Genomic DNA, 12,594 nt, shown 5'->3' on the forward strand with positions numbered 1-12,594 from the left:
CAATATTTGATTCTATATTGATGTAGCGCCGTATACGAGAACCGTACGTACGGTGCAATGGGAGGGTGAGTATACTCACTCTACCCTATTGTGTGAGGATCTTGAGGGCGAACGGTGTTTTATTCTGCAAAATCGCAAAACCGGCGCGATATTCTGCTATAATACTGATTGAAGAAAAACTCTTTCAGGAGGCCGGGCTCATATGGAGGCCTGCCTGAAAGCGGTGAACGGAAATGCGAGGGATACGAGTATGGCTAAAAAGAACAAGACAGTTTTCGTGTGTCAGGAGTGCGGATATGAGAGCCCCAAATGGCTGGGGCAGTGCATCTGTGGCGCATGGAACACGATGGTCGAGGAAAAGGTTATAGATCTTGATATAGATGATAAAAGGCGCAGGAGTTCCGCTATGGCCGGCGCAGGCAGGATTGCGGGCAGGAGCGGGGCGTCAGCATCGGGGCGTACGTCCGGGTCAGGGACAGGTGTGTTTTCCGGCGCAGGATCCGCAGCGTTCGGCAGCATCCCGCAGAGCGCGGGCAGAGCCGGCAGACCCGTGAAGCTCAGAGAAGTGATCTCCGGTGAAAAAGGAAGGATAGATACCGGCATCGGAGAGCTCAACAGGGTCCTGGGCGGCGGTCTCGTACCGGGATCGCTCACGCTGATTTCGGGAGAGCCGGGAATCGGCAAATCGACGATAATAATACAGGCGGCAGCACATATCGCGTCGGGGAAAGGGCCGGTGCTCTACGTGTCAGGCGAGGAGTCCGAGGAGCAGATCAAGATGCGTGCCGACAGAGTGTGCGGCAGACTGCCCGAAGAGCTTTACATACTCGCGGAGACCAATATAGAGAGCATAAGCGAGACCTGTGTGCAGCTGGATCCGCAGTTCCTGATAATAGACTCGATCCAGACGATGTACAGCTACGAGCTGGATTCGGCACCGGGCAGCGTTTCGCAGGTGAGAGCCTGCGGCAACGAACTGATGCGTATCGGAAAAGTCTACAACATCCCGGTGTTCATAGTCGCGCACGTGACCAAGAGCGGTGATCTGGCAGGTCCGAGGATCGTGGAGCACATGGTCGACTGTGTGCTCAGCTTCACAGGAGAACGGAGCCACGAGATGCGTATCCTCAGAGCGCAGAAAAACCGATTCGGTACGACCAGTGAGATCGGAGCGTTCGAGATGGCAGAACAGGGGCTGATGGAGATCGAAAACCTCTCAGGCACGCTCCTCGAGGAGATGGAGAAGGAAAGCGAAGGCGCAGTCGTGACTGCGGTATACGAGGGAACGAGGCCGCTGGTACTCGAAGTGCAGGCACTCACATCACCGACGAACATAGGATTTGCAAGGCGTACATCGATCGGGGTGGAAAACTCACGTCTCAACATGATCCTGGCGGTACTCGAGAAGAAAATGGGGCTGTCGCTGATAAATCAGGACGTCTATGTAAATATCGTAGGCGGCATCAGGCCGGAGGGAACGTATACGGATCTGGCGGTAGCGCTCGCGGTCTATTCATCCTACAAGGGAAAGGCGCTGGGCAGCAAGACTATCGCGCTCGGAGAGATAGGCCTCACCGGAGATCTCAGAGCGGTGCAGAACAGCGAAAAGATAGTAAAGGAAGCTGGAAAGCTTGGTTTCGAGAGGATCGTGCTCCCTGTAAAAAACGCGCAGCGTCTCAGGAAGGCAGTTTCGGAGATCAATGCCCGCCGTGACGAGAGCGGAGCAGGCAGGCTGCAGCTGATAGGCATAAAAAACATATCGGAGATACAGAAGCTGTTTTAGATTTTAAAAAGAAAAAAGGAGCGATATCAGGCAGAAATACTGCAAGGATATCGCTCTCTTTTCAGTTGTGCGCCGAGTGCTCGGGCTTGTGCTCATATCTCCATTCGGGTTATGTATGAAATGAAGGATTTCATGGCGGAAGACACATAATTGTTTTTCTGCCAGAATACGTGGACATGAGCAGGGATAGTTCGTTCAAGCGGTATGCAGCATATATCGGGGTCGTTTGTGAATATATCCCTGTAGATTATAGTTGCAGCATGATCGTTGCGCAGCATGTAGTGTATGGTCGACATCTGGCTGGAATGCATGATTATATTGAGATCTATATCTTCGAATGTGGACAGCACTGCGCTGTTATGGTATGAGCCATTTGAAATGATGACCATGGGAAGCCCGGAAAGCATATCGGCCTTTATCACTTTTTCTTTTGCAAGACGGTGATTTCTGTTTACGGCCAGCTGAAGCTCAGTGCTGAATATTTCTTTTGAATCGCAGCTGGTGTATGAGGTCTCGTTTTTTATCCCCAGAAGGAGATCGAGTTCTGCGTTGCGGAGCATCGATACCCCGTTGATCGTTGCTATTTCAAAGATCTCAAGCTGGATATCCGGATAATCGTTGTTGAATCCGGGGATGATCTTTTTGAAAAAGTATGTACCCATGACAGCGGGGACTCCCAGCTTCAGGATGGTTTTTCTATTCTTTGCAAGGTCATGGGCTTTTTCGGAGTAGCTTGCCATCTCCTTCAGGAACTGCTGAGTGATTTCTTTGAATGCCCGGCCTTCATCTGTAAGGTAAAGGCGGTTGTTGATTCGTGAGAACAGTTTGTATCCGAGTTCATTTTCAAGTCCGTTTATTGCCGCGGTTATCGACGGCTGCGATATGTGGCACACTTCAGACGCTTTGGTGATGCTGCCCTGTCTGCAGACTTCTTCAAAATAGTGCAGGTGGTTGATATTCATGGTTCATATACACCCCGTTTCCAGTATGTGTTTCTGATTTGATTTCCAGACTCAGTATAACAGATATGTCTGATAAAGAGCAACCGGCAGAAGCATGTAAAACCCGCAGAATCATGTAAATCGCGCGCTTTGCATAAAAATACACAGATGTACTGAGGCCGCCGGTCCTGCATACTATAGGAAAAGTCGATATATCCATAAGAAAAGTTGATTTTATTTTCTGAAAACAGCATGTTAAATTATAAACATGAAGGAAGACATTACAGTCGTCCGGATAAAACCGGCAGCAGTTATATCAGATATTGAAGGAAGTGATGCAGTTATGAGTAAAGAAAAAGACGGACTTGAAGCTCGCCTGAGAGATGCCAGGGCGCTTTCACTGGTGAGGACTGCTGAAGAGGCAGCAGAACTGATCAGCGATGGGATGACTGTGGGCGTCAGTGGATTCACACCGTCGGGGTACCCCAAAGCAGTTCCTCTCGCACTTGCTGAGAGGGGAAAGCGGGGAGAAAACATAAAGATCGATGTTTATTCCGGTGCTTCGGTAGGGCCGGAGATCGATACGGCGCTCACAGAGGCGGGAATGATAAGGCGGCGTCTGCCATATCATACAAATGCGGCGATAAGAGATAAGATAAACGAAGGTGAGATAGATTATGTGGACATGCACCTCTCTCAAAGCACGCAGTATGTGAATTACGGAGTTCTGAATAAAATCGATGTCGCTATAGTAGAAGGTCTTGCAATCACAGAAAACGGGGACATAGTTCCTACGACAGCAGTCGGGAATACACCGTCGTTCATAAAGAATGCAGATAAAGTGATCGTGGAGATAAATCTGTCAAAGCCGTTAAGCCTGGAAGGTATGGCGGACATAGTGATACTGGACAATCCGCCGAATCGCAAGCCGATAAATATCTGCTCCCCTTCAGACCGGATCGGAACGACATACATGGAGTGTGGTTTTGACAAGATCGCGGCTGTAGTCATTACCGACATGCAGGACAAGACCAGGCCTCTCGGAAAGGTGGACGAGACATCGCAGAAAATCTCGGACAATATAATAAAGTTTTTCGAGGCTGAGGTGGAAGCCGGAAGACTGGGCACTTCGCTGCTGCCGTTGCAGTCAGGAGTAGGGAGCGTAGCAAATGCAGTGCTTTACGGACTGTGTGATTCGCAGTATGAAGGCATGACATGCTATACAGAAGTCGTGCAGGATTCGATGCTGGATCTGCTCAGATCGGGCAAAGCGACGATGGCGTCTACGACGGCGTTGAGTCCGTCGCCGGAGGAACTGGAGCGTTTTCTGGATGAAGTGGAGTTCTTCAGGGATAAGATAATCCTGAGACCGCAGGAGATAAGCAACAATCCCGAAGTCATAAGACGTCTGGGTGTTATAGCCATGAATACCGCTATCGAGGCGGATATCTACGGCAATGTGAATTCGACGCATATAATGGGGTCGAAGATGATGAACGGGATCGGCGGATCAGGGGATTTTTCGAGGAATGCGGCGATATCGATATTCAGCACGCCTTCCACAGCAAAAGACGGCAGGATCTCTTCTATAGTTCCGATGGTATCTCATGTGGACCATACGGAGCATGAAGTGATGGTACTTGTTACAGAGCAGGGATATGCAGATCTGAGAGGGCTCAGTCCGAAGGAAAGGGCAGTAAAGATAATAGAAAACTGCGCACATCCTGATTTCAGAGATGAACTGATGAGCTATTTCAGAAGAGCGTGCGAAGGATCAGTACTTCACACACCGCATATCCTCAGTGAGGCTCTGTCATGGCACAGCAGATTTCTCGATACGGGAAGCATGCTCTAAAGATGTTTGATTTGGATACATCATATTTGAAAACAGAAAGATAAATGGAAGAATAAATGGAGGTATAAAAATGGACAGCAGTGAAATGAGCAAAATGTATATTGACGAGTATATCAGCAGAGCGAGGAAGGCTCAGGCAGAGTTTGAAAAAATGAGCCAGGAGGAAGTAGACCTCGCGGTAAAGGTGATAGGAAAGACAGTATATGACAATGCCGAGTATCTTGCAGAGATCGCAGTGCAGGAAACAAACATGGGAAATGTTCCGGACAAGATCGCAAAGAACAAACAGAAATCCAAGATAATCTGGAATTCATTAAAGGGTAAAAAATCCCGCGGCATACTGGATACTGACGAAACGACAGGGATCACGAGGATCGCAAAACCGATGGGTGTTGTGGCAGCGATAACTCCATGCACAAACCCTATCGTTACACCGATGAGCAATGCTATGTTTGCTCTCAAGTGTGGAAACGCGATAATAATCACACCGCACCACAGTTCGATCAAATGCAGCACAGAGACAGTCGAGCTTATCAACAGAGAGCTGAAGAAGCTGGGTTATCCTGATTATCTCATACAGATCCTCGATCAGCATTCGAGAGAAAATACGAAGAACCTCATCGCATCTGCAGATGTCGTTATCGCTACAGGCGGTTCAGGAGTGGTAGGAGCAGCATACAGCTCCGGAAGACCGGCTCTGGGCGTAGGCGCAGGAAATGTGCAGTGCATCATAGACGAAGGATATGACTGCAAGGAAGCCGTACCTAAGATCATCGCAGGCAGAACATTTGACTATGGCATCATCTGCTCTGGAGAACAGTCGGTCATCTGCAGTGAGAACGATTATGACGACGTGATCGAGGAATTCAAGGCAAACGGAGCTTATGTGGTAAGCGATAAGGAAGATCTTGAAAAAGTAAGAAATGCACTTTTCCAGGACGGCAAGCCTAACAGACACTCTGTAGGCCAGTCATGCAGCAGCATTGCAAAGCTTGCAGGTATAGATATGCCGGAAGATACTAAGATAATCGTTGTTGAAGCGGAAGGAACAGGACTTACCGATCCTCTCGGCGGAGAAAAGATGGCGCCGGTCATCGCAGCTTATAAATATGGCTCGCTTGAGGAAGGCGTTGATATCGCAAGAGAAAACCTTGAAAAAGACGGGAAAGGTCACAGTGTGGCATTCCACTCGGATTCAGAGAAACATATCGAATATGTCGGAACAGAGCTCTGCGCTTCGAGATTCGTAATAAATCAGGTGTCGGCAAGCAGCGCAGGCGGAAGCTTCTACAATGGTCTCGCACCTACTAATACTCTGGGATGCGGCTCATGGGGACACAACAGTATCTCTGAAAACCTCGATTACAAGCATCTCATGAACGTATCGAGGATCGCAAGATACATGCCGGACAATCATGTGCCTTCTGATGAAGAACTCTGGGGTTAGTAAAAACCTGGTGAGATAAAGAAACATCGGTAGATGCCTTATTACATAATAACATAACACAAAAGCAGAAGGACCCGCAGAGCAGCCTGCGGGTCCTTCTGCCGTGTATAACATAAGCCTGCCGGTCTAATTGCCGAAGACCATTTCAAAGAACTCCTTGAAGGTGATCGGTTCCTTGAATGCCTCCTGCATCACGTATGCCGCAAGACCTGCGGTGGCCAGTATCATCAGAAATATGAATAATACAGTTCCTATAAATTTTCTCATTGTAAATAACCTCTGTATTCTTTGATCTTTTGATGTTTGGATCATATCTGGGGCCCGTGTGAGACAGGCTTTCCGTTAGTTATTAAAGAGCCGTCAGTTTGATGACGGCTCTTTTTCAGTCATATTGAATATATATCTATCTGTCTGATTAGAATATCCATGCGAATACGAAGAGTAATACGCCAACTGCAGCTGCGATGTAAGCGCCTATTCTCCAGATCTTGTACTGTCTGTCAAGCTTAGCCTTTTCTTCAGGAGTAGGATCTGCAGTAGCCAGTGTAAGAGCTTCTACATCGATAGCTTCCTGCGGGATAGGTCTCTTGCGAACGAAGAGTACATAGTACAGGATAGCGAGTACGTCCCAAACGACATTGTACCAGATAGCAACAGGGTCATATGCGAGTATCAGCAGTAATGCGAAGCATATGATACTGAACCATGCACCGAACTTGCCGGCAGGGCACTTCCAAGGTCTCTTGAGATCCGGCTCTTTTATTCTGAGTGCCAAGAATGACCAGAAACCGATGATATATGCCTGTATCTGGTTGTATGCACACATCATTGCAACGATCTTTATTGAACCTGACAGGATGAAGAAGACTCCCAGTACTCCGCAGAGAACTACTGCACGGTGAGGGCTCTTGTATTTAGGGTGAACCTTGCCGAAGTATTTAGGGAAGTTTCCGTCTTCTGCCATTATGTACATATAACGTGCAGGTCCTGCGATACAAGGGTTCATAGTGGAGAAGTCTCCGCCTAATGTGATACCCAGACACAGGATGATGAGAGGCAGTCCCACGATGCCCGCATACTGCATCGCTTCTGCATAAGGAGCAGCTGATGTGTAAAGGTCAGGAACGTGCTGAGCAGGAGTCAGTGCGCACAGGAACCACTGGAAAAGAAGGTTTACTGCGAGTACACAGAACGGTGAGATCAGCAGAGCTCTTGGAATAGTCAGCTGAGGGAATTTTACCTCAGAACCCATACCAACGATGGTTTCATATCCGAAGAAGCACCAGAGTACGAGCAGTACAGCCTGAGCAAATGCATTTACGCCTGCAGGGATTCCAACGCCTGCAACCATTTCAGTAACGCCTGAGAAGTCTGCCTTTGCGATAACTGTTGCGAACCATACCAGTGAGCATGCCCAGAAGAAGAACATGAAGAAGTTCTGTGTCTTACCATTCATCTCGATTCCCCTGTATGAGATCACAGTGAAGAGAATGAACAGTCCTATAGCCGGCAGGACTTTCCAAAGGAATACATCTGTAGGAACTGCTCCCTGGAAGTAATCGATAAGCGAATAGTCGTTGTTATCGATAGGAACATTGCATCCAAGTGCCTTTAATAATCTGAGGAAGTAGTTTGAGAAAGCCATAGCCTCTGATGCTCCGATACCTACCTGAGCAAGAGTGTAGTTCCAGCTTTCGAATACTGCTACCGGATAGCTGATACCTCTCTTTGCGAAAGAGTATGTACCACCTGCCAGCGGCAGAGCTGCACCCATTTCACCATACATTGCGCATGGGAACAGGATCAGTACGAATGAAATAAGTGATGCGACGATTACAGTACCGCCCATCAGACCTACGATCTGTGAACCGACGGTAAACAGACCAACGCCTATTACAGCACCGGCGGTAATAGTGACGCATTCCGAAAGTCCTAACGATCGGTTTAGTGTTTGGGCCTTTGCATTGTTTTCCATAAGAATACCCTCCTTAAAATAAATAAATAGATTAAAATGAATAGAAAAAAGCCGGCTTAGCCGTATATTATTCAGCGGCAGACTTTTTTGAAGCTGTTTCAGTACGCATCGTTCTTATGCGCATATAATAAGGAAACAGGAACACCAGCGTCGCTATGTTGAATGTGAACCACATCCTCAGGCACAGCAGTACGAGTCCGCCTGATATTTCCTGTGCGGCCACGATCAGAGGCCTTACCGCGAGAATCGTGGAAGCTGCGAAGCATATCGCAGGAAGTATCAGTCCTATGTGAGGATTGCTTCCGCTGCAGAGTTTTTTCTGCAGGCTGATGATCAGATACATCGCAATAAGTGCCGATGGCAAAATTATTATCATTTTATCGGGATCCATGCCCTGTAATACCTGCATAACAAAAACTCCTCCTGTTGACATTTATTGTATGCTATCAGGAACAATTTTCGCTAGGAAAAAACGGAAGTTGACCGGAGAAATGCACAGTGCTATTATATAGGTGAAATGAAAAGGCGTTCTGATTTTTACTAACCAATGCGGCGCCGTCGGTTTTACAGAATAGAAAACAGTGAAAGCGAAGAAAAATGTCATTTGTAATAAGCCAGAAACAGTACCTGGCCCCAACTGAAGAGAGAATTCAGTATGAACCGTTCATAATTGACGACACAGGATTCGAGGTCGAGAAGATAGATGTAAATTTCGGACATCCGCTTTATACCACGGTTGCCGATATCTTTTACATCAAGTCGGTTAGAGAATATCCTCAGATACTTCCGATCGTTCCGGACGGGTGTATGAGTATGGTGTTCAGAAACCATGAGGGTGAGATGAGCGGATACATATGCGGAGTCATAGACGAGATACGGAAGCTGGAGATAAAGCCGCATGAAAAGTTTATCTTTATCCGTTTCATACCGGGTGCCGGATATGCGCTCATCGATGGCGGTGCGAACAGTATCACAAACAAGTCTGTTTCGCTGAAGGATGATATACCATGGGGCGAACAGATGCTTTCGGTACTTGAGAGAGAGACAGAACTGTCAGAACGTATCAGACTGATCTCGAAGCAGATAAGGGTTCATATGCGTATGGAGCAGGACAAATATCTGGTGAGATACTGTACCGACAGGATCTTTCAGAGCCAGGGCAATATCAAGGTCGAAAAGCTTGCAGAGGAGACGGGGTTCACTTCGAGGCATATCGGCAAGATGTTCGACAGATGCGTAGGGATATCGCCGAAGCTGTATTCGCAGATAATAAGGATGCAGGCATCTATGGACAGGATCATCGAGGATAGAGAAACGCTGCTGGTCGACATCGCGGTGGACTGCGGGTTTTTCGATCATGCGCACATGAACAGGACATACCGGAAGCTTCTCAGATGTTCATCCGGAGAGTTCAGGAAATTCATGTTCAAACGGCTGCCGTACGACAAGATAGAAAATTACATTTCCATTTGAATAAATAATGTCGAAAATAAGAAAAGAGGAAATGATTATGTTGAAGAAAAAGTATTATATCGGACTGGATCAGGGAACCACAGGAACGACGACGCTTCTTCTCGATGAGAAGTGGAACGTGGTCGCAAGAGGCTACAAAGAGCACAAACAGTATTATCCGAAGCCGGGATGGGTCGAGCACGATCCTATGGAGATCTGGCAGAGGGTGATCGAATCAGTGGATATGGCGCTCAGCATCGGCGGCGTAAGCGCTGACCAGGTCAGCTGCATCGGGATAGACAATCAGGGTGAGACCGTGATGATGTGGGACAAGATCACAGGAGAGCCGCTTTACAATGCGATCGTATGGCAGGATCGAAGAATGGCGAGATACGCCGATGACCTTACGGAAAAACACGGAGAGCTGATAAGGGAGAAGACAGGCCTTATGGCAGACTCTTATTTCAGCGGTCCTAAAATAAAGTGGATAATAGACAATGTAGAAGGGGTAAAAGATAAGATAAAGGAAGGCCGTGCGCTTGCCGGAACACTCGATACATGGCTCATCTGGAAGATGACTCATGGAAAGGTGCACGTTACGGACTGCTCTACGGCTTCCAGAACCATGATGTTCAACATCCATGACGGAAAATGGGATGATGAGATCCTGGATATTCTCGGAATAAGCAAATCGATACTGCCTGAAATATGCGACAGTGCAACTGTTTTCGGTTATACAGACCCGCTTGATTTTCTCGGAGCCTCCATTCCGATCTCAGGATCCGTAGTCGATCAGCAGGCGGCACTGTTCGGCCAGGCATGCTTCACGCCGGGATCGATAAAATGTACATATGGAACAGGATGCTTCATGCTGATGAACACGGGCGACAAGGCGGTATATTCGAAGAACGGTCTGCTCACTACAGTGGCATGGAGACTCAATAAAAAAATGTCGTTTGCTCTCGACGGAGGCATATATATAACAGGCGCGGCTACACAGTGGCTCAGAGACGGTATCAAGATAATCAACAGTGCGTCAGAGACAGAGCAGATGGCATACGATGCAGGCAGCAACGGCGGAGTATATTTTGTGCCTGCATTCTCAGGTCTCGCAGCACCGCACTGGGATTCATATGCCAGAGGCACCATGGTAGGCATCACAGGCGGCACGACGCGTGAGCATATAGTCAGAGCGACACTCGAGGCGACGGCATATCAGGTAAAGGATAATCTGGACGTGATGAACATGGATGCAAGCATGCCGATAACAGTTCTCAGAGCTGACGGCGGCGCAGCAGCGAACAAGTTCCTCATGCAGTTCCAGGCAGACCTTATCGGTATCCCTGTAGATGTTCCGGAGATAAAGGACACTACAGCACTCGGCGCAGCACAGCTGGCAGCCCTGGGCGCAGGAGAATTCGATTCGATAGAACAGATGGAAGGGACCTGGAAGCTCGCGAAGAGATATGAACCGAAGATGAGCGTGGACGAAAGAGAGTCGCTTCTTTACAACTGGCACAGAGCTGTTGAAAGAGCGAAAAACTGGTCGGAAGAATAGGATATCCGAATAACAGCGCGTCCGAAAGACGCAGTGAAGACAAGACAGGATCGCGGCCTGCTTCGCGCAGACCGGCAGATCATGGCGGCTTTGCAGACCATGGTCGTTGAAAACATATAAAATCGAAAGAGTATGGTATCGAAAAATCGAAAGGAAGTGTAGTTATGAGCGCACCAAAATTATTCAGTCCGGGACCTGTAATGGTAAAAGAAAATGTACGTCAGGCACTGACGCATTATGACATCTGCCACAGAGGAGCAGAATTCGAAGATCTGTTTGCAAGAACTACTGCAAAGATCAACAAGCTGTTCAAGGCAGATGACAGCTACAGATCAGTTATCATTTCGGGATCGGGAACATCGTCAAACGAAACAGTTCTTTCATCGATCTTCAATGAAGGCGAAAAGGTAATGCTGATCAGAAACGGTGTTTTCGGAGAAAGACTTCTTGAGATAATACAGAAATATGATATTCCTCTCGTTGACTGTGAATTCCCTTGGGGAGAAGAACCGTCGATGGACAAGGTAGAGGAAATGATGGCGGCAGATCCTGCGATCAAAGTAGTTGCAATGGTATGCCACGAAACATCGACAGGCATGATAAACCCTGTAAAGGCAGTAGGACAGCTTGCTGACAAGTACAACAAATGGTTCTTCGTTGACTGCGTATCGGCAGCAGCAGGGGAACTCATAGATGTAGTTGATTTCCACATCACTTTCGCTACATCAGTAGGCGGAAAGTGCCTGGGTGCATATCCTGGTTCAGCATATATATGCGGAAAGATAGACGCTTTTGAAACTCTCACACCAGAAATGGGCAAAAACGTTTACCTCAATCTGGCAAAGCACTACATATCGGCAAGAGACAAGAACCAGACTCCTAACACACCTAATGTAAATCTGTTCTGGGCTCTCGATGTCGCTCTTGACAACGCACTGGCAGACGGTGGCGTAGAGGCCAGAGTTGCAAGATACAAGGAATGCGCAGGAATCCTCAGAAAAGGCATGAAGGACATGGGTCTGAAGCTGCTTCTGGATGATGAATCAAAAATGGCAAACACTGTTACATCTGTATTCCTTCCTGAAGGAAAAGACCTTAAGGCATTCCTGAAGGCTATGGAAGCAAAAGGCTATGTCGTTTACAGCGGCAAGGGCAAGTATGAGGAAATGGGCATGTTCCAGGTAGCAAACATGGGAGAGATCTATCCTGAAGACTGCCGCGAATTCCTCAAAGTTTTAGCTGAATGTATCGCATAAGTGCATTTATGATACAAAGAATTTATATTGATACAATATAAATTCCTCCACCCATTTAATTAATTTAATTCAGGGAGATGACTTCTGACCACGGAGAAGACCGGGCAGGAGTCGTTTTCTTTTTTGAGATGATGACAGGATTTTCTGCAAAGCCCGAAAGTGCGTATTTTGCAGGGGGCACGAAAACATGTGGTTTTTTCGCGCTGCCGGGGATTAATGTGTATCGCTGGCAGAAAATGTGGTATACTGTATACGTAAATAAACAACTGAGCCGGCGCCAGCCGGCAGATAAGCAATGCCCTGGTTTTCAGCGGCGATCTGATACCG

At 47.7% G+C, this 12,594-nt stretch carries 10 protein-coding genes; 6 read left to right on the forward strand and 4 right to left on the reverse strand.

Features of this window, described 5'->3' with window-relative positions; translation table 11 throughout:
* Positions 1-202: 202 nt before the first annotated feature.
* Positions 203-1,783: a DNA repair protein RadA gene (gene radA / locus OCV59_RS10720; protein WP_262584348.1), complete on the forward strand. Its 1,581-nt coding sequence runs from the start codon at positions 203-205 to the stop codon at positions 1,781-1,783.
* 92 nt (positions 1,784-1,875) lie between these two features.
* On the opposite strand, the gene OCV59_RS10725 is transcribed toward radA, so the two are convergent.
* Complete coding sequence (locus OCV59_RS10725; RefSeq protein ID WP_147594437.1) at positions 1,876-2,745, reverse strand: LysR family transcriptional regulator; 870 nt, start codon at positions 2,743-2,745, stop codon at positions 1,876-1,878.
* Positions 2,746-2,992: 247 nt separating this feature from the next.
* Between OCV59_RS10725 and OCV59_RS10730 the strand changes: the two genes are divergently transcribed.
* Positions 2,993-4,579, forward strand: a complete 1,587-nt coding sequence (locus OCV59_RS10730; protein WP_262584349.1) for an acetyl-CoA hydrolase/transferase family protein — start codon at positions 2,993-2,995, stop codon at positions 4,577-4,579.
* Positions 4,580-4,649: 70 nt separating this feature from the next.
* Entirely contained in the window at positions 4,650-6,026 is a 1,377-nt protein-coding gene (locus OCV59_RS10735) for an aldehyde dehydrogenase family protein (protein WP_262584350.1), read from the forward strand.
* Between the two features lie 126 nt (positions 6,027-6,152).
* Here the strand turns inward: OCV59_RS10735 and OCV59_RS10740 are convergent, their stop codons facing one another.
* The 3 genes from OCV59_RS10740 to OCV59_RS10750 form a co-directional block, all read right to left on the reverse strand.
* Entirely contained in the window at positions 6,153-6,293 is a 141-nt protein-coding gene (locus OCV59_RS10740; RefSeq protein ID WP_262584351.1) for a hypothetical protein, read from the reverse strand.
* A gap of 148 nt (positions 6,294-6,441) precedes the next feature.
* Positions 6,442-8,001 carry an APC family permease gene (locus OCV59_RS10745; protein WP_147594439.1) on the reverse strand — a complete coding sequence of 520 codons (1,560 nt, stop codon included), beginning with the start codon at positions 7,999-8,001 and terminating at the stop codon, positions 6,442-6,444.
* A gap of 67 nt (positions 8,002-8,068) precedes the next feature.
* On the reverse strand, positions 8,069-8,410 hold the full coding sequence (locus OCV59_RS10750) for a hypothetical protein (protein ID WP_147594440.1): 342 nt from the start codon (positions 8,408-8,410) through the stop codon (positions 8,069-8,071).
* Between the two features lie 188 nt (positions 8,411-8,598).
* Between OCV59_RS10750 and OCV59_RS10755 the strand changes: the two genes are divergently transcribed.
* The 3 genes from OCV59_RS10755 (at position 8,599) to OCV59_RS10765 (ending at position 12,267) form a co-directional block, all read left to right on the forward strand.
* Entirely contained in the window at positions 8,599-9,474 is an 876-nt protein-coding gene (locus tag OCV59_RS10755; RefSeq protein ID WP_147594441.1) for a helix-turn-helix domain-containing protein, read from the forward strand.
* 37 nt (positions 9,475-9,511) lie between these two features.
* Positions 9,512-11,011 (forward strand): glycerol kinase GlpK, encoded by a 1,500-nt coding sequence (glpK, locus tag OCV59_RS10760; protein WP_147594442.1) that lies wholly within the window; start codon positions 9,512-9,514, stop codon positions 11,009-11,011.
* 164 nt (positions 11,012-11,175) lie between these two features.
* On the forward strand, positions 11,176-12,267 hold the full coding sequence (locus tag OCV59_RS10765; RefSeq protein ID WP_147594443.1) for a pyridoxal-phosphate-dependent aminotransferase family protein: 1,092 nt from the start codon (positions 11,176-11,178) through the stop codon (positions 12,265-12,267).
* Positions 12,268-12,594: the final 327 nt, after the last annotated feature.

It is taken from the genome of Brotomerdimonas butyrica, assembly GCF_025567305.1.
GTDB lineage: Bacteria > Bacillota > Clostridia > Peptostreptococcales > Anaerovoracaceae > Lentihominibacter > Lentihominibacter butyricus.